The following is a 21,916-nucleotide window of genomic DNA, read 5'->3' on the forward strand; positions in this document are numbered from 1 at the left end:
CTTCAAGACAAATATGGAGCACGGGCATGATCCCGACGGCAAACAAGAAAGCGGACGCGGACAAAATCGTTCGCCGCAAGCTGTCGGATCAGGTGCTGGATAAGCTGCGGGAAATGATCCTGTCGCGCGAAATCCGCCCCGGTGATTTCATGCCGTCCGAGCGTGCCCTGATGGAGCGTTTCGGCGTTGGCCGTCCTGCCGTTCGGGAGGCGCTACAGTCGCTCCACAACAGCGGTCTGATCAGCATCAACCACGGCGAGCGTTCGCGCGTGAACGCTATCGACGCGGGCACGGTTCTGAGCCAGTCCGACGAGGTGGCGCGTATGGTGCTGAGTGCTGCGCCGGCGAACCTCGAACATCTCAAGCATGCGCGCCAGATGTTCGAACTGGGCATGGTGCGTGTCGCGGCGCAAAAAGCGAGCGCCGAAGATATTGCCGATTTGCGGGCGATCCTTGAAGAACAAAAGGCCCTCCGCGATGATCCGACGGCGTTCATCGAAGCCGACATGCGCTTTCACACCCGCCTCGCCGAGATGACCGAAAATCCGATTATCGTCTCGGTCTCGCAAGCGATGCTGAGCTGGCTCTTCGAATATCACGTCAATCTGCTCCACTGGTCGGGCAAAGAAGACGTGACGCTGGCCGAGCATGAAGAGCTGATCAACCAGATCGAAAAGCATGACGTGACCACCGCCGTCGAAACCATGGCGCGGCACCTTGAGCGGTCCGCCAACGTGTTCGAACCGAAGCCCTAACGCGGCCCCCCGCCGTCACGGATCCAGCCGAAGAAATCCATACTTCCCATCTGGCCGCCCTTCAGGGCGATCTCCAACCCGTCGTGATGCTCCCCCCCGTAGCCGGTGCAAAGCGACGCGCCGGGAATGGTCGGCGCGATGGCCTTGATCGCTTTGAGGCCGAGTGCGCGCATCCCGTGGCCGGAGGTGTCACCGCCGGAAATCACCGCGCGGCGGATGTCTGATTTACGGAGAACTTCGTCTAGGATGCGCCCGAGAGTGATGCCGATGTTGCGGTTGATGTCGTCCATCGACGTGCCGGTCTTTGCGGACGCCTCGCGCACGGCGGCGACCGCAGGATCGCGCGGGCCGGTGGCGGAGCAGACGAGCGGGCTTTGTCCGTTCGAGATGGCCGCGAGAGATTGCATGACAGCTTTAGCAATGAGGTTTTCGGTCTCCGCAGGGCGTTCGACCATCGCGGCGGCGTCGAAACGGATGACCTCGAACCCGTTCGCAGCGGCCCAGTCGATCTGTTGCGCGGTGCTGGGCGAGACTGAGCCCGACACCACGGCGATCTGATCCACTTTCCCTGCGGAGGTCAGGGGGGCAGGGGGCGGAATGATGCCTTCGTTCAGCCAGTGACGGACGAGCGCGAATTCGATGCCCTGCGAGCCGACCACGAAAGACATCTCATCGCGATTGTCCCAGATCAGTTTGCCTGCAGCGGCTTCCGAGCGTTCCTCCATGCTGTCGATCGAAATGACGCGGGCGCCGTCCTCCAGCAGCGCAGCCAGCCGCGGCGCGGGGTCGGACCAGAGAGCCTCAAGGTCGATAAGGCCCGAGCGGAGGTCCGTTTGCGCGGAAAGGTGCGTCAGCAGATCGGCCTCGGCCATCGGCGTGACGGGGTGCTGGGACATCACCGGATGGCGGTCGAGCCGGAACACGCCGTCGAACGTCCCTGCGAACAGGTTGCCGAAGGCTTGGTAACGGCGCATCTGCGGAGCGGCGGTGACCATCAGCGCTGCTTTGGCGCCCATCACGCGCAGGCCGATCTCGGTCGCGCGGCCGATGCTGCCGGTGCTGGGCGATGAGTCGAAGGTCGAACAGACCTTGTAGTGCAGGATCGGCGCGCCGGTGGCTTTGAGGAACGCGAAAGCGGCGGGCAGATTGGCGTCCATCCACTCCGGCCCTTCGGTGCGCGCGGTGGAGGCGATGCCGATGGCGTCACAACCCGCGAACCTCTCCATCAGGGCAGGATCGGGCATATCCGCAAACAGGATTGTGTCTATACCGGCGAACGCGAGAACTTCCATAACTGCGGCTGCGCCGGTGAAATCGTCACCGAACCACGTCAACTTTGGGGCCACAATCATCCTCCTGCGGTGTTTTGGCCGTTCGGCCAGCATTGACAATCTAATGCGGATATTATCTGATCATACCAGTTACGCAAGATGTCCGAACAACGGGGCATGGAGGAGATGTATCATATGACTAATGTGGCTGTATTCGGCGCCGGCGGGAAAATGGGGGTGCGGTGCTCACTCAATCTGGCCAAGACGTCCTTCAATGTGTCCCATGTCGAGGTCAGCGAAGCCGGTCGCGCGCGTCTGAAAGATGCTGTCGGTGTCGACTGCGTTGACGTCGACTTCGCGATCAGAGACGCCGACGTCGTACTGCTCGCTGTTCCGGATACCGCGATTGGTGTCGTTGCCAAGGGTATCGTCGACAAGCTGAACTCCGGCACCATGGTCGTGATACTCGACGCCGCTGCACCCTTCGCCGGTCACCTGCCGGAGCGCGAGGATATCACCTATTTCGTCACGCACCCGTGCCACCCGATGATCTTCCATAATGAAGAAACCGAAGCCGCGCGCCTCGACCGTTTCGGCGGCGTTGCTCACCCGCAGGGCGTTGTGAACGCGCTGATGCAGGGGCCTGAAGAGCACTATGCAGTCGGCGACGAAATCGCCAAAGCGATCTATGCGCCCGTCCGCACGACCTACCGCGTGACCGTTGAACAGATGGCCTATCTGGAACCGGGTCTTTCGGAGACCGTCTGTGCCTCGCTGCTCGTCGTGATGAAGCAGGCGATGAACGAAGTGGTGAAGACCGGCGTGTCCGAAGAATGTGCGCGGGATTTCCTCCTCGGCCACATGAATATCCTCGGTGCGGTCATCTTCGGCGTTCAGGAAGGGCAGTTCTCGGACGCTTGTAATAAGGCGATCGAATTCGGCATTCCGGCACTGATGAAAGACGACTGGAAGAGCGTCTTCGAGAGGGACGAAATCATGGCCAGCATCAAGCGCATCACCTGATACGAAAAAGGCGGAGCCAAAAGCTCCGCCTTTTGTTTTATGCGGTAGCGACCGCTGCGGCGCTTCGCTTGAAGCCGAGAACCGCCGCGACCCAGAAGAACCACACGATGAAGCCGAGGCCAAAGATCGCGCCCGCTGCATCGCCAAGAGCGGGGACGAAGGTCAGCAGACCCGCCAGACCGACTGCCGCGCCGAAACCGGCGAGGGCTTTGGAAAAGCGCAGGCTGGATGCGGCAGCGGCCGAGACGATCAGCACCCAGACGCCGCCTGCGATTTCATTGCCGCCACCAAGGCCGTTTTCCACGATGGAGACGACCTGCCAGAGACTACGCGCGCCCTCGGGGTCTTCGGCGTAGATGCGGGTGACTTCGGCAAGGCCGACGTTGGCCACCATGCCCGCACCGACGACCAGCGTCGCCCAGAGCGCGCCGAACGTCTTGATCATCGGCGCGGCATGGGGCGCCTCGTACCGCAGGACTTCGGACAGGCAGACCGCCAGCGCGGCCAGCGCCAATCCGTTCAGCACGTAGATCGACATGTTCCAGATCGTCATCAGACCCGCGTGGCTCGTCACAAACGCAAGGATCTGGTCCACATCGGCGCCATCAGTGCCGTAACCGCTTTCGGCCAGTACTCCGATCATGAGCGCGAAGCCGAACACATAGGTCGCTCCGCAGACGAAGGCAGCCCAAGCGCCCCATTTTGCAAACTGTTTCATTGGTTGTCCCCACAATAAATGTCTTCGATTGCCTGTGTTCTATCGGTTTTCTGCGCCCCACCGTATGACCGCACGTACCAAGCTATTGCTTGCTCGTGACACTTCCGTCTACACCCAGAGCATGAAACAGCTCACTGTCGCCACAGGTTTGGCGCGAACTTATGTGGATTATGCGCATAAACAGGGCGCAGACCGCGCGGCGTTGGTGGCCGAGGCGGGCCTCGTTGGCGTGGATCTGGACGATCAGGATCGGCGTATCCCGTTGGAGACGTACAAGAACCTGATCCGCACGGCGCAGCGTATGACTGGCGATCCTGCATTTGTGCTCCATCACGCCATGGATACCGAGATCGAGGAGATTTCGGTCGTCGGTCTTATCGTCCATTCCTGCCGCACGATGGGCGAGTCGCTCATGCAGCTGAACCGCTACGGCAAGCTGATGGTCGAAGTGGACGTGATGGACGGGGGCGAGCGTTTTTCGACTGAGTTTGCGCCCGAAGGCGTCTGGATCATCGATAATCGGCCCGATCCGAACAGTTACATCGAGCTGACCGAAGGCAGCTTTGCCCGCTTCGTCAGTGAATTCACCCGCGAGTTTCCGGACAAGCCTTTCGCCAAGGCGATGGAGTTCACCTACGCACCGCCGAGCTACGCCGAAGAATACGCGCTGATGCGGTGTCCCGTGACCTTTAACGCGGCGCGCAACGCGATGCTGATCGACGCCGCGTGGCTGGGGCAGGAATTTGACGAACACATCGGCTATGTCTTCGGCCTCTTTACCGAACGCGCGGACGCGTTGATGGCCGAACTGGAACGCCGCACCACCCTGCGGGCCAAGATCGAAGCGGCGCTGATGCCGGTCCTCCACAAAGGCGACATCTCGGTCGAAGCGGTGGCGAGCGACATGGGCATGAGCCGCCAGACGCTTTACCGCCGTTTGCGGGACGAAGGGGTGACGTTTGCCGAGCTGCTCGACGGGCTGCGGTGCCGCATGGCGTCGGATTATCTGACGGCGCGCAAGGTCTCCATCAACGAAACGGCTTACCTCGTCGGTTTCTCGGAGGCATCGTCTTTCGTCAGGGCGTTCAAGCGATGGACGGGCCAGACGCCCGCCGACTACCGAAAAGGTGCGACGCTCGGACACAGCTAAACCCGCATCTTAAATGCCGGATTACGTTGCAATAGCGGCCCATAGGCATAGTTTGACGAACAACGCCGCTTCTTGGCGGTTCATTCGAAAAATCAGCTAGAGGGCAGAGACGAATGCTCGGTTCCTTCGATGCGGTGCTGCTGGCACGCCTGCAATTCGCCTTTACGGTATCATTCCACTTCCTGTTCCCCGCCTTTACCATCGGATTGGCGAGCTATCTGGCGGTGCTGAACGGGCTGTGGCTTTACACGAAAAAGCAGCACTACCTCGACCTGTTCCGCTACTGGATCAAGATCTTCGCACTCGCCTTTGCGATGGGCGTCGTGTCGGGCATCGTGATGTCCTATCAGTTCGGCACCAACTGGTCGGTCTTTGCCGACAGGGCAGGGCCGGTGATCGGTGCGCCGATGGCCTACGAGGTATTGTCCGCGTTCTTCCTCGAAGCGGGCTTCCTCGGCATCATGCTGTTCGGACGCGACCGCGTCGGCTCGACGCTGCATATGGTAGCCTGCCTCGCAGTTGCGTTCGGCACGTTCTTTTCGGCCTTCTGGATTTTGTCGGTGAACTCCTGGATGCAGACACCGGCGGGTTTCAGCATCGATCCCGAGACCAACCAGTTCATGCCGGAGGATTTCTGGCAGATCGTCTTCAACCCGTCCTTCCCTTACCGTCTGGCCCATACCGTCACGGCGGCCTACCTGACCACGGCGTTCATCGTCGGCGGGGTCGGCGCATGGCATTTGCTGCGCTACAAACGCCGCGGCGATAAACCCAGCCAAGCCACGAAGACCATGTTCTCGATGGCGATGTGGATGGCGACGATCGTCGCGCCGGTTCAGATTTTCCTCGGCGATGCGCATGGCCTCAACACGATGGAGCACCAGCCGCAGAAGGTCATGGCGATGGAGGGGCACTTCGAAAGCCATCCCGAAGGCTGGGCGCCGCTGTACCTCTTCGGCATCCCGAACGAAGAAACTCAGACGCTGGACTACGCTGTCGGCATTCCGGGTTTGTCTTCGCTGATCCTCGGCCATAGCTTTGACGCGCCGATCATGGGCCTCGACAGCATTCCGGACGATGAACAGCCGCCCGTCGCGATCGTCTTCTGGTCTTTCCGCATCATGGTCGCGCTGGGCTTTGCGATGCTGGGCGTGGGCATGTGGTCGCTGTGGGCGCGTTATCGCAAGAGGCTGTACGAGGCGCCGTGGCTCCACCGCGCAGCCGTTCTGATGACGCCATCCGGCCTTGTCGCTGTGCTGGCAGGCTGGGTCACGACAGAGGTCGGTCGCCAGCCCTATACGGTCTACGGATTGCTGCGCACGTCGGACTCTGCGGCTCCGCTTGAAGCGGCTGCGGTGGGCGCGACGCTGGTTGCATTCATCGTCATCTACACGGCGGTCTTCGGGGCAGGCACGTACTATATCCTGCGCCTGATGGGCCACCCGCCGCACACCGCCGAAGCCCGCTACAAAGACGTCGTCGATGGTCCGACACGGACGGCGGGCATCACTCCTGCGACCGAAGAACTCATGCGCCGCCACACGAAAGAGGAGGAGTAAGCCATGCCGATTGCAGAAGGTGTATCTTTCGACCTGACCCTCGCGTGGGCGATGCTGATCGCGCTGTCCGTGCTGATCTACGTGATCCTCGACGGCTTTGACCTCGGCCTTGGGATGCTGTTCGCGGTCGAAAAGGACCGCAAGAACCGCGATGTGATGATGAACTCCGTCGCGCCTGTGTGGGACGGGAACGAGACGTGGCTGATCCTCGGCGGCGGGGGGCTTTTTGCAGCCTTCCCTTTGGCCTACGCGACGATCCTGCCGGCGACGTATATCCCCGTGATTATCATGTTGCTCGCATTGATTTTCAGAGGCGTCGCCTTCGAATTCCGGTGGCGGACCGAACGGTGGAAGCCTGTCTGGGACGCGGCTTTCATCGGCGGCTCGACCTTAGCTGCCTTCGCGCAGGGGATGATCCTCGGCGCGCTGCTTCAGGGACTGGATATTGACAAGGCGACCCGTTCCTACGTCGGCGGAGGGTGGGGCTGGCTGACGCCGTTCAGCCTGTTCGTCGGCCTCGCGGTTGTTTTCGGCTACGCGCTGCTCGGCGCAACGTGGCTGGTGATGAAAACCGAAGGCCCGCTGCAAGAAAGGATGCGCAAGCGCGCGCGAGTGCTTTCGGTCATCACGGTCATCTTCATCGGCCTCGTCAGCATTTGGACCCCGTTCCTGCAAGACGGATATTTCAGCCGCTGGTTCACCGGATTTGGCATCGGCCTTGCGGTTCTGGTCGCGCTCGTGACCCTACTGATGCTGGCGCTTCTCCAACTCACGCTCCGTAGCGGAGGCGAGGAGGTCTGGCCGTTCATCCTCTCGCTTGCGCTGTTCGCGCTGTGCTTTGTCGGCATGGGTGTGTCGATGTTCCCCTACATCGTGCCGACCGAAATCACGATCTATGAAGCCGCAGCCCCGCGCGCGAGCCAGCTCTTCATGATCGTCGGAGCCAGTGTTTTGATCCCGATCATCCTGATCTACACGGGCCTTGCCTATTGGGTGTTCCGCGGAAAAGTCGATCCGGAAAAAGGATATCACTGATGTTCGGCAAGGTCGCTTGGTTCGTCGGACTGTGGCTCGCGAGCGTCTCGGCGCTCGGCGTCATTGCCTTTGTCATCCGGCTCTGGATTGCGTGAAAGTGCAGCGCCTCAGGCGCGCTGCACTTTGCAATAGACCGCATCGTGGTCGGACAATGGACGGCCCGTGTCGTCCAGCGATGACACCACCCGTTTTTCCAGACAATCGAAGCCGCGCGTGGCGAACCAGTCCAGTTTCATCTGGCGGTCGGGGTGGCGCGTGATGAGGCTCGGGCGCGTTGTCGGGCCTTCCGCCGTAGCGGTCCACGTATAGCCGTGCTCCTCGGCCAGTCCGAACAGCGTTTCCTTCTGCCAGTCGAAGTCCGGCGGCATGTGATTGCCGGTGTTCAAATCGCCGCCAATGATAACCGGCATGTCGGGCGCGAATGCATCGACCGCGTCGATGATCTTCTGCATCTGCACATGGCGATGCGGCGCTTGGGCGTTGCTCTCCAAGTGGGTTGAGACCACGCAAATCGGACCGTTTTCAGTTTGTACTTCGGCCAAGAGTGGCATCCGGCCACCGATGCGCGGCTGGTCGGGGTCGGCACCGCAAGCAGGGTCGAACCATTGACCGTGATCGTCAAGGCGCAGGAGTTCAACGCGGGTCAGGGGCGCCTTGCTCATGATGCCGTTGCCGTGGAAGCCGAGCGTGTTGAAGTCGTCGGTGAAGAACTCCTTCTCCGCGTTGCTGCCGAGGCTCATTTCGAAGAACTCGACCCCGTAAATCCACTCCATCCCCAACGCGTCCGCCATGTCCTTGGTTGTATTGCGCTGCGCCGTGCGGGACATGCCGTTGTCGACCTCCGACAGCAGGACTACTTCCGCGCCTAGCGAAGCGAGGGTCGCCGCCGTTGCCTCGGGAAAGAGGCACCTTTCGACGTTCCAAGCGACGACATTCAACTGTTCCGGCAGCGTTTGCACGGACGCTGTGCCGCCTTTCTGAACATCCTGCATCGCGTCCAGCGAGGACATGAATTCGCGGTGGGCATCAGCCGTGCGCGGGCTCGCGAGGATTGCCGATTTCTCCGCCTCGGTGATCGGTGTCAGGTTCTCTACGCAGCGTGTCACAGGCGGTTTCCGGTCTGGTGGTCGAACAGCGAGACGGCGTTGTTCTTGATCGCAACGGGGATCGGGCCGTCGCCGATGGCGGTGTCCTTGCCAATCTGCATGGTCAGCGCCTGACCCGCAATGTGACCGTGCACGAGGCGATGCGCGCCAAGCTCTTCGATGATGGACACATCAATGCGAAGCTGGCCGCCGACGCTTGGCTCAAGATCCTCGGGGCGGATGCCCACGGTGACGGGGCCCGTAACCGCGAGCGTAGTGTTGCCGACGACAGTATCACCGACGCGGATCATCCCACCGTCCACGCGGCCCTCGAGCAGGTTCATCGGCGGAGCACCCATGAAAGACGCCACGAAGGTCGACGCCGGGGAGTGGTAGACTTCCGCCGGAGTGCCGATCTGTTCGATGATGCCGCCGTTCATGACGATGATGCGGTCGGCCATCGTCATCGCTTCGATCTGGTCGTGGGTCACGTAGATCGAGGTCACGCCGAGGCGGCGCTGAAGGGCTTTGATCTCGATCCGCATCTGGTTGCGCAACTTGGCGTCGAGGTTCGACAGCGGCTCGTCAAACAGGAACAGCGATGGGTCACGCACAATCGCGCGGCCCATGGCGACGCGCTGGCGCTGACCACCCGAGAGCTGCGACGGTTTGCGGTCAAGGTACTCGGTCAGGTTTAGCATAGTCGCCGCTTCCTGCACCTTCGCCTCGATCGTGGATTTGTCGATCTTGCGGTTCTTGAGGCCGTAACCGATGTTCTTGCGCACCGTCATATGGGGGTAGAGCGCGTAGTTCTGAAAGACCATCGCGATGTCGCGGTCGGCGGGATCGACCTTGTTCACCTGACGGTCGCCGATTTTCAGCGCGCCGTCGCTGATGTCCTCAAGACCTGCGATCATGCGCAGCATGGTGGATTTGCCGCAGCCCGAAGGTCCGACCAGCACCACGAACTCGCCATCGGCGATGTTGTAGGAGGCGGGCTTCACGGCTTCGAAGCCGTTGGGATAGACCTTGCGGACGTTGTCGAGTGTAACCTGAGCCATTCTGTCAGCTCCTTATTTATCGGATTCCGTCAGGCCCTTCACGAACCAGGACTGGAAGAAAATGACGATGAGGACGGGCGGCAGGATCGCGATGATCGCAAGCAGGTTCGCGCGGCCGTACTCGGGGACGTTGGTGTTGTCGATCGACTGGGTGATCTGCTTGATGCCGCGTACGAGGGTGAACATGTCCTCCTCGGTCGTGATCATTGTCGGCCAGAGGTACTGGTTCCAGCCGTAGACGAACATGATGATGAACATCGCCGCGATCATCGTGCGCGACAACGGCACGAGGATGTCGATGAAGAACTTGATCGGGCCGGCACCGTCGATACGCGCGGCCTCGACCAGTTCTTCGGGCACAGAACGGAAGAACTGGCGGAAAAAGAACGTCGCGGTGGCGGATGCGATCAGCGGGATAATCAGGCCCTGATAGGTGTTCAGCATCCCCAGCTTCTGCACGATCTCGTAGGACGGCAGGATGCGCACTTCGAGCGGCAGCAGAAGCGTGGTGAAGATGATCCAGAACGCCATCGTTGCGAAGGGCAGGCGAAAATAGACGATGGCATAGGCGGCCATCATGCCGACGATGATCTTGCCGAAGGCAAAGCCGAAGCCGAGGATCATTGAGTTATACAGCATCCGCACGCCGGTATTGGCACCGCTGAAGCCGTCCGCTTGGAACATCGCCTTTTCGAAATTCACCGGAATCTGGTCGCCGAAGACGAGGCCGGGGCCGTTCTTGATCGTTTCGATATCGGGCGTCGATGCCATCTGGAGCAGCATGACGATCGGCAAGATCATGATCAGCGACCCGATGATGAGCACCGTATGGTCGAGGATCGTCTCTAATTTGATACGTTTCATGACTGTCCTCAGGTGTAGTGGATGCGGCGTTCGACCATGCGGAACTGAAACACGGTCATCGCAAGGACGAGGACCATCAGCACCACAGACTGCGCCGACGACCCGCCAAGGTCATTGCCGCGGAAGCCGTCGACGTAGACCTTGTAGACCAGCGTGAGCGGGTTGTTTCCAGGCTCGCCGCGGACCAGCACGTCGATCACGCCGAAGGTGTCGAACATCGCGTAGGTGATGTTGGTGATCAGAAGGAAGAAACCGGTCGGGGCCAACAGCGGGAAGGTGATGTCCCAGAAGCGGCTCGATGCCGAACGGTTGTCGATCAGGGCGGCTTCGCGAACCGAGCGGGGGATCGATTGGAGGCCGGAGAGGAAGAAGATGAAGTTGACCGGAAGCTGTTTCCAGACCGACACGACGACCATCGCAAAGGCGGTGTCGTAGTAGTTCACGCCAAGGCGGAAGTCGTAGCCGAGGAGGGCAAAGAACTCGGTCGCGGGGCCCCAGCTCTGGTCGAACATGATGACGCCGAGCACGCCAGCGACGGGCGGCGCGACAGCGTAGACCCACATCAGCAGCGTGCGGTAGGTTTTCGCGCCGCGCAGAACCTTGTCGGCTTTGACAGCGAACAGCAGTGCGATGGCGAGCGAGAAGAACGTCACGAGCACTACGAAGAACAGCGTGAACCACGCGGAGCGCATGTAGGCGGAGGACTTGAACAGCGAGGCGTAGTTCTTGAGGCCGACGAAGGTTTCCCCAAACCCGAAGGGGTCCTGAAGGAAGAACGACGACCGAACCGCGTGCCACGCAGGCCAGTAGAAAAAGATAACGATGATCAGCAGCTGCGGCAAAAGCAGCATGATCGGCAACCACCGTGTGGAGAAACCGGCGCGCTTCATGAGGCCCCCTTGGTCGTAATGGATAGCGGCCGCCTGATGGCGACCGCTGGACACTCTCGGAGATGGAGAGAGTTACTGCTGGGTCATCGCAAAGCGCGACAGCAGATCGTTGGCTTCGGTTTCGATGGTCGCGAATGCGTCTTCGACCGAGGTCTCGTCGGTGAGGATACGGCCGAATTCACGGTTCATCACGTCACGGATCTGAACGTAGAAGCCCATACGGTAACCGGCGGTGTTCTCACCAGCAGGCAGCGAAAGTTGCTGGATGCCAACTTCGGCAGCGGGGAAGCGGTCGTAGTGGCCGTCTTCTTTTGCCATCTCGTAGGCGGCTTCGGTGATCGGCACGTAGCCGGTTTCGCGGTGCCACATGTACTGGACTTCCGGCGAGGTCAGGTACTGGAAGAAGGCTGCGGTCGCAGCATTTTCTTCGTCCGACTTGCCCGACATTGCGAACAGCGATGCGCCGCCGATAAAGGTCTGGGTCGGCTCGGTGGTGATAGCTTCCCAGTAGGGCAGGTAGGTTGCCGAGAATTCGAACGGCAGGTCTTTGGCCATCAGGCCGCCAAACGAACCCGACGAGCCGAGCCAGATGGCGACTTTGCCTTCTTCGAACGGGGTCTGGTTGTCGTCCCAGCTTGCGCCGTACCAGTTGTAGTAACCTTCATCGAGCCACTCTTTGACGTTCGACCAGTGCATCTTGATCTCGTCCGAGTTCACGAGGATCTCGGTGTCCGCACCGTCGTAGCCGTTGTTGTTGGTCGCAAACGGCAGGTTGTGGCGCGAGAAGAAGTTCTCGACGAAGATCCACGGGGAGTGCGACTGCGAGAGCGGGATGTAACCTGCTTCGACGAGTGCCGGAGCGGTGGTGTTTTCGAACTCTTCCCAAGTCTTCGGAGCTTCGACGCCGGCTTCTTCGAGGGCGTTCTCGTTGAAGTACATGATCGGCGAGGACGAGTTGAACGGCATACCGATCATCTTGCCTTCGCTGTCGGCGTAGAAGTAGCGAACGCCGGAGATGTAGTCTTCGATGTCGAAGTCGACGCCATTGTCGATCAGCAGGTCCTGAACCGGAACGGTTGCGCCCTTGGCGCCGATGACGGTGGCGGCGCCAGCGTCGAAGACCTGAAGGATGTTCGGCTGTTCACCGGCGCGGAATGCTGCGATGCCAGCGGTCAGGGCTTCCTCATAGGTGCCTTTGAAAACCGGAGTGATCTGGTAGTCGTCCTGGCTTGCGTTGAAGTCGGTCGCAATCTGGTTGACCGTGTCACCCAGTGCGCCGCCCATAGCGTGCCAGAAAGTGATTTCGGTTTGAGCGAAAGAAGCATTGGCCGCGAGCGACAGTGCGAGGGCCGAAACGAAAGAAATGCGCTTCATAGTCCTGTTCCAATCATGAGCGCCTGAATAGGCGTTTGGGTTGGTTTGCCCTCCGGACCTCCGCAGGGCGCGAAACTCGTATGTCGGCGGGTGGGCCGACGCTTTGCACTTCGGGCATCGCCTCTTCGCGAATCTTGCCAGAATGTGCACACGTGTTCATATAGATGATGCACGTAACGAGTATGTGTCGGTAATTTTGACTAAGCAATAAAATTGCACTTATAGCGGGAATTCGCGATGTATGGCCCCAGCAAGAGAACGCGCCGCGCAACGGCGGCGGATGTCGCCAGATTGGCTGGAGTGTCCCGCTCCGCAGTCTCGCGGGCCTTTACAAAAGGGACTTACCTCGATGCGGAGAAGCGGGAGCGTATCCTGCTTGCAGCCGAGGAGATCGGCTATCGCCCAAACGCTCTCGCTGCTGGGTTGCAGGGGCAGCAATCCAACCTTGTCGCGATCTTCGTGGGGGACATGCCGAACCAGTACGATAAGGAAGCCGCTGCAAGTCTCGCCACAGGCCTGAACGCTGCTGGCAAGTGGCCCATCATGATCGGGGGGAGCGATGCCGTCGCGCGCGCAGCCGCCTCGCGCGTTCTCAGTTTTCCCTTGGAAGCCATGATCTTACGGTCGGGCAGCCTTGGAGCGGATGTCGCGGCGACCTGCATCAAGATGGGAGTGCCCGTGATCTCGTCCGGCCGGATCATCGAGCAGGATGGTGTCGACAACATCTGCGTCCGTAACCGTGAGGGGATGCGGGAGGGGGTGGCGCACCTCATCAAAGGCGGCTGTCAGCGCATCGCCTACATCGGCGGACCGTCGTCGTTCTCGTCTGCACCTGAACGCAGGGCAGGGTGCCTCGATGCGCTGGGCGGTCTGGAACTGATTGCCGAATGCGAGGGGCTCTACACGATGGAGAGCGGATACGACGCGGCCCGCGCTCTATTGAAAGAGCGCAGGCCGGACGCATTCGTTTGTGCGAATGATGCCATGGCCCTGGGCGCGATGACTTACTTGCGTGAAGCGGGTGTCTGTATCCCCGATGACATCGCTCTTCTCGGCTTTGATGACATCGAAATGTCAGGCTGGCCTGCATTCGACCTGACAACGATCCGGAACCCGATCGACGATATGGTCGCGGCGATAACAGAGCTTCTGCACCGCCGCGCCATGGACCCCGCCAAGGAAGGCGAGGTCATACTGCTCGACACAAAACTGGTTAAGCGATCGTCGAGTCGTAGGCTGCTGCCTGATCGGTGAACTGGAACATATCCGAAGTGAGCTCATTGCTCTGGATACCCCAGATGATCACGCGGTCGTCGCCGACGTTGACGATGACACGGTTGTTCGTCGTGTCGTCCTGTAGCGTCGCGTTGGCCATCAGGGTGTCGTAGTCATCGATACCGTCGAATAGCACAACGACGTTGTCGCCCTCGGCAGCCGCGAAATCGCGGATCTGGTTGGTTTCGTCACCATCGGCAAACACGAACATGTCCGCGCCCGCATCACCGTAGGCTTGGTCATTGCCAGACCCGAAGATGATGTAGTCGTCACCCGCGCCGCCGAACAGACGGTCGATATCGGCGCCGCCGTCCAGCATGTCGTTACCGCCTTCGCCGTAGAGCCAGTCGATACCTTCGTAGCCGCGGATGATGTTGTCGCCGTCGTTGCCCTCGATGTTGTTGTTGAGGTCATTGCCGTTCGCGTCAAAGTCCGCCTCGCCATCAAAGTAGATGCGCAGGATGTCGTCGGCCATGTTGAAGGTCAGGCCCATGCTGCTGTCACCCTTGATGTGCAGCGAGTCCGTGTCGATGTAGACGCCACCCATCTGCTCCCACATGTTCAAGCTCAGAATCTCCATGCCGCGGTGCGAGGACGCGTCATCCAGTGCGGAACGCAGGTCGATGTATTCACCGCGAAGGCTGCTGTAGGTGCTGTCGTCATAGATGACGACGGTCGGCTCGGATTCCTCGACCGTGAGGTTGTAGACAACGGTTTCGCTGTCCAGCTCGCCGTCCGAAGCGAAGATGTGAACCTCGTACTCGCCCGCATCCGCGAGGGTCGGGTCGATCGTCAGTTTGTCGCCGTCGATTTCACCGAAGTAATGACCGCGCGAGCCGTTCGCACCGTAGATGTGGACGTAGTAGCTGAGCGCGTCGCCTTCGGCATCGGAGAAGCCATCACTCAAGTAGATGCTGTCCGAGTAGCCTTCGCCGATGGTCCAGTACTGGTTGTCGAGCGCCATGGTCTGACCCGGGCTCGGATCGGGATCACCCCACGCGTAGACGTCCTCGCTGTTGTCTTCCGGCGTGATGTCGAACACGGGAGCCGTGTCGCCGGTCGCGGTGCTGCCCGGATTTTCGCGCTCTGCCAGAATGTCCATGTAGGCGTCGAAATAGCGGTGGCCGAATTCGACCAGACCTTCGCCGTCAAAGTGGATGTTGTTCGTGCCGAAGGTGCTGATACCGACCGAGGACACAAAACCGAGGTTCGGGTCCGTCTCGGTCGTCTCGATGTTCTGGAGGGCTTCGTTCATGTGATAGTTGTCGCCCTTGCGCGACAGTTCACCGGCGAGAAACGCGAGGTCTTCGCCGCCCCATTGGGTGCCGCGGACCTGTGCGACGAACTCCATGAATTCCTGTTCGTATTGCGCGGGGTCCATGGTGAAATCGGACTCGCCCTGATGCCAGATGAAGAGGTCGGCCTTGTCCTGATCGATGGCGGTCAGCGCGTTCTCGACCTCGGTGTTCAGGTCACGCCACAGCGCACCTGCTTCGGGATCGGCCTCGTCTTCGTTCCACATGGACATCGTGGTGCCCGGAACGGCGTGGGTCACGACGAGAACGGGGCGGTCGAGCTCTGCCGCCAGATCGTTGGCGAGCGGGAAGTAGAGGTTATTGTAGGTGGTGCCTTCGGGCTTGATGCCCGTGCCGCCCGCAGGCGCCGCGTCGTAGTCGGCCACAACGATTTCGCCGTTGATGTAGTCGTATGCCATCACGTTCGGGTCGATGGTCGTGTCGCCGCCTTGGCCCGAGCCGAACATGTTCGACTGTCCGCCAGCCACGAGCACGAAGTAGTCGGGCGACCACCATTGACCGTTGCTGTCCTGATATTTGTAGTCGGCGTGGAGCGGTTCGTCGTCGCGCAGAATGTATGTCGTGCCTGCGATGTCGACCTCGGTCGCGCTGGTGTCGAGGCCGGTGTCGAGGAACTCTGCAAAGGTGACGAAGCTGCCGCCGTTGATCGCAGTGTCAGCTTCGGTCACGAAGGTCGTCGACGCTTGGACATCGGCGAGCGACGTGTTCTGCACGATGATCTGCGCCGTGCCGTCCTTGATGGTGACATGGCCGCTGGCCTCCGTCACGGCGCCTGCGGCCATCAGATCGTCGAACGAGGTGTAGGTGCCTTCCAGTTCGATGCTGTCGCCTTCGGTTGCGTCGAAATCCTTAATGTAGGACTTGCCGTTGGCATCCAGCGCGAAGTGGAACGTGTCAGCACCATTTTCGCCGTAGAGGAAATCGGTGCCGTCACCTGCAAAGAGATGGTCGTCGCCGTCGCCGCCGTTCAGAATGTCCGAGCCTGCACCGCCGAAGAGGCTGTCGTTATCCTGATTGCCGAACAGGCGGTCGTTGCCGTCACCGCCCACAAGAACGTCATCACCGCTGCGACCGACGAGACTGATGCCGCCATCCCCTGCGGTCATCGTGTTGTCGCCGTTGCTGCCGTAGAATTTGCCGTTCGTATCGCCACCGATGATGGTGGAGTTGCCGTCGCCTTCGAGACGGAAATCGGTGATGCCTTCGGCGAGGCGGAAAATGTCGCCTTCCTGGCTATTGATGAACATCAAATCGTCATATTCGATGTCCACGATGCCCAGAGGTTCGTAGTCTGCCGGGAAGCGGAGCGCGTAACCGGTCTGGAGGGCGGCCTTCGCTTCGTCGTATGTTTCATAAACGCCTACGACTGTCTGCGAGGCAAAGTCCGAGTAGACGACAAAATTGTCGTGGGTGGCTGGAAGCAAAATGTTCTCCGAGATGTAAAAAGCGTGCGGGAAAATCGCGTTTAAAAATCAACCGTAAAGAATGTCGGTTCGCTAACTTTAGGTTGTATCGACCCGCTGGCAACGTCTTCAAGGGTGCGCCTTCAAACTTCCCGATGTGCGCATTTGTTGTTCGGACTTAGCCAATCTGCACGAAGGCCCGACATATCAACGCTTTGCTGGCATTCCATTCACACGTGTATTAGGTGCGAAAATATTCTCGCGAGATAGAGATGCTATCCGGACTTTCCATATTTGGTTGTCATGCTAAAAGTTTACGCGAGATGCGAGTTTACCCAGAGGTTAGCCGTGGGCTAATTTGATTTGAGGTAAAGCGTTATTCCCTCCCACATGCTGAAATGACATCGCATCTGTTGGTGCGCGTGGCCATTAGTCATTCGAGGGTTTGATATGAAACATAAACGAATTCGTCCTTTCAATACGAAGGACACCTATCCGGAGCAAAACCTCGATAACGACCTTGCGCAGGCTGTCGTCACGCACGGAGGGCAAACCGTCTGGATGCGTGGGCAATGTCCGCAGAACCTCGACGATGCCAAGAATATCGACAGCCACGATCCGGTCGTGCAGACCCACAAGGTCATGCAGAATATCCGCCAGCTAATCGAAGAGGCGGGCGGAGAGATGGAGCATCTCGTGAAAGTGGTCGTCTATATTACCGACGTCCGTCACCGCGAGGCCGTGTACCGGACGATGGGCGAGTATATCAAAGGCGTGCATCCTGTCTCGACCGGGCTGGTTGTGTCCGCTCTGGCGCGGCCCGAATGGCTGGTCGAGATCGATGCGACCGCAGTGATCCCGGATCCGCTATGACATTCTCGATCGTCGCCCGCTGCGCAGAAACAGGGATGTTTGGTGTCGGCATCTCGTCGTCCTCTCCGGCTGTTGCAGCCCGCTGTGCCTTCGCGCGGGCGGGGGTTGGGGCAGTCGCGACCCAGAACATCACCGATCCGCGTCTGGGACCGCTCGCGCTGAGCCACATGCAGCGCGGATTGGGCGCTGAAGCGGCTATCGAGGAAGTCCGCAAGTTCGGTCGTAATATCGAGTACCGTCAGGTACTCGCCATCGGCGCTGATGGCAGCGCATTTGTTCATTCCGGCGAGGAAGCATTGGGCATCTTCGGCCATGCCATTGGCAATGATGTCGCCGCTGGTGGCAATCTGCTGGACAACGCTGGTATTCCTGCCGCGATGGTTTCGGCGTTCGAACAGTCCGAGGGCCACTTGGGCGACCGCATCCTCACTGCGCTTTGTGCGGGGCGCGATGCAGGTGGCGAGGCCGGACCCATCCATTCTGCTGGCATCCTTCTGGTCGACAAACAAAGCTGGCCCTATGCCGAACTGCGTTGTGATTGGACCGAGGGGTGTCCAATCGACGACGTGAGCGCGGCGTGGAATGTCTACAAGCCGCAAGCTGATGATTACGTCACCCGCGCCCTCGATCCGACCGTTGCGCCGTCTTATGGCGTGCCGGGCGACGAATAGTTGTAGTTGATTTATTTACGATTTTCGCTCAACTGTTAGTAAGGTTGGGACTCTTGATTGGGAAATTTTAAATGCTGCGATTTACAATGCGGCAGCTTGAGTACTTTGTCGCGGTTGGCGATTGCGGAAGCGTTACGCTGGCTGCTGAAAAAGTAAACGTTTCAGCACCTTCGGTCAGTTCGGCAATCTCACAGCTTGAGGCGGAATTGGGTCTGCCTCTGTTTGTGCGCAGACACGCGCAAGGGTTGTCACTGACCACCGGCGGAAAAGCGCTTTTTGCGCAAGCACAGGTGGTGCTGCGCGAGGCAGACAAGATGGTGCACATCGCTGGCGACATCAGCGGGGAAATGCGCGGGCCGCTCACCGTGGGCGGTATGGTCAGCTTTGCACAGGTGGTGCTGCCTGCGATGCGCCGTGCCTATGAGGCCGTCGCGCCGGAGGTGAAGTTCTCCCAGATCGAGCTGGATCAGAACGGGATATTTTCGGCCCTGCGCCGTGCAGAGATCGACATCGCGCTGAGCTACGACCTTGGCATTCCGCCGGACATGGACTTCATCCCGCTCATCGGAATGCCTGCGTACGTCATGGTTTCCGGTGGCAGCCCGCTTGCCTCGCGCAGCAGCGTCGCGCCCGAAGAGCTCGTGTCGCTGCCGATGGTGCTGCTCGATCTGCCCTATAGCGCCGACTATTTTCTGTCATTCTTCGAACATCTTCCCGAGCGCCCGACCATTGTCGAGCGCACCCGCGATATCGCAGTTCTGCGCAGCCTTGTGGGGCACGACTTCGGCTTTGGTCTCGTCAATATGCGGCCGCTGAACGATCTGTCGCCCGATGGAAAGCCGCTGGCATTCGTGCCGCTGGAAACGGATCTGCCCACTTTGCAGATGGGTCTTTCGATGATGAAAGGCGCGGACAGCACGCAGGTGGTCAAGCACTTCGTCAACTTCGCCAAGGAATGGACGACCGAAGGCCGTATGCCGCGCGTGATGCCGGAGAAGAAGTAATGGACACCATCGCGCTGCTCGAAAAACTCATCGCGTTCGAGACGGTCAGTGCGAAGTCCAACTTGCCTCTGATCGACTTTGTGGACGAATTCCTGAGGTCGCGTGGATGGACGGTCGACCGGATCGAAGATGGCGAAAAGGCGGGACTGTTCTGCACCCTCGGACCTATCGCATCGGGCGGCATCATCCTGTCCGCCCATTCCGACGTCGTGCCGACAGATGGCCAGAACTGGACCAAAGAGGCGTTCCAAGCGACGCGGCAGGACGGCCGGATTTACGGACGCGGCGCAACGGATATGAAGGGCTTTCTCGCCGCCATGCTCGCGCTCGCTGGCCGCGTGAAAGCCGAATACCTGCAGGCGCCGCTGATGCTCTCTATTTCCTATGACGAAGAAGTTGGCTGCGTCGGGATGCAGAACATGATTGCCCACCTGCCGGATCATTTCAAAAGTGCTGCGCTTTGCATTGTTGGCGAGCCGACCGAGATGAAAGTGGCCATCGGTCATAAAGGTAAATCGGCGATGAAGGCGGTTTGTACGGGGCAGGCGGGGCATAGCTCGCTCGCGCCGAAGTTCGTCAACGCGGTGCAAGTCGCGGCTGCCTTTGCGCGTGAGCTGGATGTGCTCCAAACCCGCATGGCCGACAGGGGCGCTCACGACGAAGCCTACGACATTCCCTATTCGACCTTTCACGTTGGCAGCATTACCGGCGGCTCTGCGTTGAATATCGTGCCTGATCGTGCGGAGGTTCTTTTCGAATTCCGCCATCTCGCTGCTGACAAGCCCGAAGACCTGCTGTCATCGATAGACGCCGCGGCTGCCAAGGCGCTTGCCGGTTTCAAGAACGGCGCGGGGATCGAGATCGAGGTTTTCAACAGCTACCCCGGATTTGACGCGGCCCCCGAAAGCGTTGGAGTCCAGCGCGCCTTTGCGCTCGCGGAGAATGCCAACCCCGTCAAAGTCGCATTCGGCACAGAGGCGGGCTTCTTTGCCCAGCTCGGCATTCCGACCGTGGTTTGCGGTCCGGGGTCGATGAGCGCGCAGGGCCACAAACCGGACGAGTACATCGAGGAAAGCCAGCTCGCCGCCTGCGATGACATGTTGGGCCGCGTCTTGGAAGCGTTGCAGCTTAGCTAGTTGCGATGTGGTCTGCGACGAATTTCGCGTCGTGCCAGACACCCCAGATGAATGACGATCCCCGACGCGAAAGCCACGGCAGTCCGAGGTAGTAAAGGCCATCGACGGCCCCGATCCCGCGGTGGTGCAGCGGCTTTCCATCGGCAAGCGCACCATCGACTTGGAGCCAGCTGAAATCCTGCGTGTATCCGGTCGCCCAGATGACCGTTCCGATATTCTCTTCGCTAAGCGACAGCGTACGGATCGGATTGGTCGCCGCATCAGGCAGCGGGCCGATATCGTGCGCTTCGGGTTCCGGCGGCAAATTCAGACTGTGATCGGCGACATAGGCGTCGGCTTCACGCAATACCGAAAGGTAGTTTGCATCGCCGTTTCGAATATTCGCGGCGAGGTCATCGGCAAATCGCACCTCGTCACCTTCGCATCCGTCGGTACGTCCGACGAGGGTGATACCCAGCTCCGCCAGTTTGCGGAAATCGACCGTGTGACCGCCGTTCGCACCGCTGACAGCGATGGTCACATGCTCGCGGCCCGCACCTGGTGTGGTCATATCCCACTTGCCAAGCACGCCCAGCCACCAGACGAAATCCTTTCCGCGATAGCTGCGGGGCGGGCGATCATGCGGGCCAACCGACAGGAATACTTTCCGGCCCGCGCGGGCCAGTTCTTCGGCAATCTGCACGCCAGAAGAGCCTGCGCCGATTACCATGACCGCCCCTTCGGCTAGCTCGGCGGGATTGCGGTAGGCGGCGGAGTGAATCTGATGAGCCGCTCCGGACGGGATGAGGTCAGGAAAGACAGGCTTCTGGAACGGTCCGGTGGCCGCGATCACATGGCGCGCTTGGTAGGTGTTCTTGGAGGTTTCAACAATGAAATGCTCGCCGTCTTTCGTAACGCGCTGCACCTCGACACCAGAGCGGATCGGGGCATCAAAACGCGCGGCATACTCTTCGAAATACCGCACGACTTCGTCCTTGCCGGGGAAACCGTTCGCGGATGTTTCGGGGAAGATCATATTCGGAAAGCGATCATGCCAAGCAGGACCGTTGGCGACCAGCGAGTCCCAGCGGCCAGTGCGCCACTTCTCCGCGATGCGGTCCTTTTCCAGCACGATGTGCGGGATGTCGTGGGCCGTCAGGTGTTCGGACGCGGCGATGCCCGCCTGTCCGGCGCCAATGACAACGGTATCAATAGTGCACGTATTCATAGTCGCTCCAGTCCCCTCAACTTGGGGGTCACTCATCCTATACGACCAGCAAAAAACTACGGGAACAACGGTTTGGCTAACCCGAGGTTGGGGCGAAGCTAAATTTTCTGCCCGACCGGCGCTTCTGGCGGGCGCGGCGCACCAAGCAAAAGTTCAATCGCGGATGAGAATCTTGGTTGTGCGGTTTGGTTTTTTGGGGTCGGAACTTTCGTTCTCGCGTCCAATTTCAGCCTTAATAACGAGCTA

Annotated in this window: 20 protein-coding genes; 11 read left to right on the top strand and 9 right to left on the bottom strand. The window is 60.0% G+C overall.

Annotated elements, in window-relative coordinates; all coding sequences use genetic code 11:
- Positions 1–26: 26 nt before the first annotated feature.
- Positions 27–755 (top strand): transcriptional regulator NanR, encoded by a 729-nt coding sequence (gene nanR, locus HCZ30_RS02170; protein WP_167636116.1) that lies wholly within the window; start codon positions 27–29, stop codon positions 753–755.
- On the opposite strand, the gene HCZ30_RS02175 is transcribed toward nanR, so the two are convergent.
- A complete protein-coding gene (locus HCZ30_RS02175; protein WP_348640343.1) occupies positions 752–2,101 on the bottom strand; it encodes a four-carbon acid sugar kinase family protein in 1,350 nt (449 codons plus the stop codon). The genes nanR and HCZ30_RS02175 overlap by 4 nt on opposite strands.
- A gap of 120 nt (positions 2,102–2,221) precedes the next feature.
- On the opposite strand from HCZ30_RS02175, the gene HCZ30_RS02180 reads away from it, so the two are divergent.
- On the top strand, positions 2,222–3,049 hold the full coding sequence (locus HCZ30_RS02180; RefSeq protein ID WP_167636118.1) for a phosphogluconate dehydrogenase C-terminal domain-containing protein: 828 nt from the start codon (positions 2,222–2,224) through the stop codon (positions 3,047–3,049).
- A gap of 37 nt (positions 3,050–3,086) precedes the next feature.
- On the opposite strand, the gene HCZ30_RS02185 is transcribed toward HCZ30_RS02180, so the two are convergent.
- Complete coding sequence (locus tag HCZ30_RS02185) at positions 3,087–3,767, bottom strand: hypothetical protein (RefSeq protein ID WP_167636119.1); 681 nt, start codon at positions 3,765–3,767, stop codon at positions 3,087–3,089.
- 64 nt (positions 3,768–3,831) lie between these two features.
- On the opposite strand from HCZ30_RS02185, the gene HCZ30_RS02190 reads away from it, so the two are divergent.
- The 4 genes from HCZ30_RS02190 to HCZ30_RS02205 all read left to right on the top strand — a co-directional run bounded on the left by HCZ30_RS02190 (position 3,832) and on the right by HCZ30_RS02205 (position 7,606).
- The gene (locus tag HCZ30_RS02190; protein ID WP_246212532.1) at positions 3,832–4,917 is read left to right on the top strand and encodes an AraC family transcriptional regulator; all 1,086 of its coding nucleotides are present in this window, start codon (positions 3,832–3,834) and stop codon (positions 4,915–4,917) included.
- A gap of 113 nt (positions 4,918–5,030) precedes the next feature.
- Positions 5,031–6,476: a cytochrome ubiquinol oxidase subunit I gene (locus HCZ30_RS02195; protein ID WP_167636120.1), complete on the top strand. Its 1,446-nt coding sequence runs from the start codon at positions 5,031–5,033 to the stop codon at positions 6,474–6,476.
- Positions 6,477–6,479: 3 nt separating this feature from the next.
- Positions 6,480–7,511 carry a cytochrome d ubiquinol oxidase subunit II gene (cydB, locus tag HCZ30_RS02200; RefSeq protein WP_167636121.1) on the top strand — a complete coding sequence of 344 codons (1,032 nt, stop codon included), beginning with the start codon at positions 6,480–6,482 and terminating at the stop codon, positions 7,509–7,511.
- Positions 7,511–7,606, top strand: coding sequence for a DUF2474 family protein (locus HCZ30_RS02205; RefSeq protein WP_167636122.1), 96 nt, complete (start codon positions 7,511–7,513; stop codon positions 7,604–7,606). The genes cydB and HCZ30_RS02205 overlap by 1 nt, the downstream gene beginning before the upstream one ends.
- A gap of 12 nt (positions 7,607–7,618) precedes the next feature.
- Here the strand turns inward: HCZ30_RS02205 and HCZ30_RS02210 are convergent, their stop codons facing one another.
- The 5 genes from HCZ30_RS02210 to HCZ30_RS02230 all read right to left on the bottom strand — a co-directional run bounded on the left by HCZ30_RS02210 (position 7,619) and on the right by HCZ30_RS02230 (position 12,785).
- The gene (locus HCZ30_RS02210; RefSeq protein ID WP_167636123.1) at positions 7,619–8,617 is read right to left on the bottom strand and encodes an endonuclease/exonuclease/phosphatase family protein; all 999 of its coding nucleotides are present in this window, start codon (positions 8,615–8,617) and stop codon (positions 7,619–7,621) included.
- Positions 8,614–9,657 (bottom strand): ABC transporter ATP-binding protein, encoded by a 1,044-nt coding sequence (locus tag HCZ30_RS02215; RefSeq protein ID WP_167636124.1) that lies wholly within the window; start codon positions 9,655–9,657, stop codon positions 8,614–8,616. Before HCZ30_RS02215 ends, HCZ30_RS02210 begins: the two co-directional genes overlap by 4 nt.
- A 12-nt stretch (positions 9,658–9,669) precedes the next feature.
- Positions 9,670–10,521, bottom strand: a complete 852-nt coding sequence (locus HCZ30_RS02220) for an ABC transporter permease subunit (RefSeq protein ID WP_167636125.1) — start codon at positions 10,519–10,521, stop codon at positions 9,670–9,672.
- 8 nt (positions 10,522–10,529) lie between these two features.
- The gene (locus HCZ30_RS02225) at positions 10,530–11,411 is read right to left on the bottom strand and encodes an ABC transporter permease subunit (RefSeq protein WP_167636126.1); all 882 of its coding nucleotides are present in this window, start codon (positions 11,409–11,411) and stop codon (positions 10,530–10,532) included.
- 72 nt (positions 11,412–11,483) lie between these two features.
- Positions 11,484–12,785, bottom strand: a complete 1,302-nt coding sequence (locus HCZ30_RS02230; RefSeq protein ID WP_167636127.1) for an extracellular solute-binding protein — start codon at positions 12,783–12,785, stop codon at positions 11,484–11,486.
- A 237-nt stretch (positions 12,786–13,022) separates the two neighbouring features.
- Here HCZ30_RS02230 and HCZ30_RS02235 point away from each other — a divergent pair, with 237 nt between their 5' ends.
- Positions 13,023–14,039 (top strand): LacI family DNA-binding transcriptional regulator, encoded by a 1,017-nt coding sequence (locus HCZ30_RS02235; protein ID WP_167636128.1) that lies wholly within the window; start codon positions 13,023–13,025, stop codon positions 14,037–14,039.
- Here HCZ30_RS02235 and HCZ30_RS02240 read toward each other — a convergent pair.
- A complete protein-coding gene (locus HCZ30_RS02240) occupies positions 13,999–16,800 on the bottom strand; it encodes a sialate O-acetylesterase (protein WP_167636129.1) in 2,802 nt (933 codons plus the stop codon). The two genes, HCZ30_RS02235 and HCZ30_RS02240, sit on opposite strands and share 41 nt — an antisense overlap.
- Before the next feature lie 429 nt (positions 16,801–17,229).
- Here HCZ30_RS02240 and HCZ30_RS02245 point away from each other — a divergent pair, with 429 nt between their 5' ends.
- The 4 genes from HCZ30_RS02245 to argE all read left to right on the top strand — a co-directional run bounded on the left by HCZ30_RS02245 (position 17,230) and on the right by argE (position 20,463).
- The gene (locus tag HCZ30_RS02245) at positions 17,230–17,652 is read left to right on the top strand and encodes a RidA family protein (RefSeq protein ID WP_167636130.1); all 423 of its coding nucleotides are present in this window, start codon (positions 17,230–17,232) and stop codon (positions 17,650–17,652) included.
- Positions 17,649–18,323: a DUF1028 domain-containing protein gene (locus HCZ30_RS02250; protein ID WP_167636131.1), complete on the top strand. Its 675-nt coding sequence runs from the start codon at positions 17,649–17,651 to the stop codon at positions 18,321–18,323. Before HCZ30_RS02245 ends, HCZ30_RS02250 begins: the two co-directional genes overlap by 4 nt.
- 71 nt (positions 18,324–18,394) lie before the next feature.
- Positions 18,395–19,327 carry a LysR family transcriptional regulator gene (locus tag HCZ30_RS02255; RefSeq protein ID WP_167636132.1) on the top strand — a complete coding sequence of 311 codons (933 nt, stop codon included), beginning with the start codon at positions 18,395–18,397 and terminating at the stop codon, positions 19,325–19,327.
- Positions 19,327–20,463 carry an acetylornithine deacetylase gene (argE, locus tag HCZ30_RS02260; protein ID WP_167636133.1) on the top strand — a complete coding sequence of 379 codons (1,137 nt, stop codon included), beginning with the start codon at positions 19,327–19,329 and terminating at the stop codon, positions 20,461–20,463. The genes HCZ30_RS02255 and argE overlap by 1 nt, the downstream gene beginning before the upstream one ends.
- Here the strand turns inward: argE and HCZ30_RS02265 are convergent.
- Positions 20,456–21,670, bottom strand: coding sequence for a flavin-containing monooxygenase (locus tag HCZ30_RS02265; protein WP_167636134.1), 1,215 nt, complete (start codon positions 21,668–21,670; stop codon positions 20,456–20,458). The genes argE and HCZ30_RS02265 overlap by 8 nt on opposite strands.
- Positions 21,671–21,916 lie beyond the last annotated feature (246 nt).

Origin of the sequence: Marivivens donghaensis, assembly GCF_011806565.1 — a bacterium.
Taxonomy (GTDB): Bacteria; Pseudomonadota; Alphaproteobacteria; order Rhodobacterales; family Rhodobacteraceae; genus Marivivens; species Marivivens donghaensis_A.

Coding starts and splice junctions, on each gene's coding strand:
- nanR (WP_167636116.1), top strand. CDS start 27: ATGATCCCGACGGCAAACAAGAAAGCGGACGCGGACAAAATCGTTCGC.
- HCZ30_RS02180 (WP_167636118.1), top strand. CDS start 2,222: ATGACTAATGTGGCTGTATTCGGCGCCGGCGGGAAAATGGGGGTGCGG.
- HCZ30_RS02185 (WP_167636119.1), bottom strand. CDS start 3,767: ATGAAACAGTTTGCAAAATGGGGCGCTTGGGCTGCCTTCGTCTGCGGA.
- HCZ30_RS02190 (WP_246212532.1), top strand. CDS start 3,832: ATGACCGCACGTACCAAGCTATTGCTTGCTCGTGACACTTCCGTCTAC.
- HCZ30_RS02195 (WP_167636120.1), top strand. CDS start 5,031: ATGCTCGGTTCCTTCGATGCGGTGCTGCTGGCACGCCTGCAATTCGCC.
- cydB (WP_167636121.1), top strand. CDS start 6,480: ATGCCGATTGCAGAAGGTGTATCTTTCGACCTGACCCTCGCGTGGGCG.
- HCZ30_RS02205 (WP_167636122.1), top strand. CDS start 7,511: ATGTTCGGCAAGGTCGCTTGGTTCGTCGGACTGTGGCTCGCGAGCGTC.
- HCZ30_RS02215 (WP_167636124.1), bottom strand. CDS start 9,657: ATGGCTCAGGTTACACTCGACAACGTCCGCAAGGTCTATCCCAACGGC.
- HCZ30_RS02220 (WP_167636125.1), bottom strand. CDS start 10,521: ATGAAACGTATCAAATTAGAGACGATCCTCGACCATACGGTGCTCATC.
- HCZ30_RS02225 (WP_167636126.1), bottom strand. CDS start 11,411: ATGAAGCGCGCCGGTTTCTCCACACGGTGGTTGCCGATCATGCTGCTT.
- HCZ30_RS02230 (WP_167636127.1), bottom strand. CDS start 12,785: ATGAAGCGCATTTCTTTCGTTTCGGCCCTCGCACTGTCGCTCGCGGCC.
- HCZ30_RS02235 (WP_167636128.1), top strand. CDS start 13,023: ATGTATGGCCCCAGCAAGAGAACGCGCCGCGCAACGGCGGCGGATGTC.
- HCZ30_RS02245 (WP_167636130.1), top strand. CDS start 17,230: ATGAAACATAAACGAATTCGTCCTTTCAATACGAAGGACACCTATCCG.
- HCZ30_RS02250 (WP_167636131.1), top strand. CDS start 17,649: ATGACATTCTCGATCGTCGCCCGCTGCGCAGAAACAGGGATGTTTGGT.
- HCZ30_RS02255 (WP_167636132.1), top strand. CDS start 18,395: ATGCTGCGATTTACAATGCGGCAGCTTGAGTACTTTGTCGCGGTTGGC.
- argE (WP_167636133.1), top strand. CDS start 19,327: ATGGACACCATCGCGCTGCTCGAAAAACTCATCGCGTTCGAGACGGTC.
- HCZ30_RS02265 (WP_167636134.1), bottom strand. CDS start 21,670: ATGAATACGTGCACTATTGATACCGTTGTCATTGGCGCCGGACAGGCG.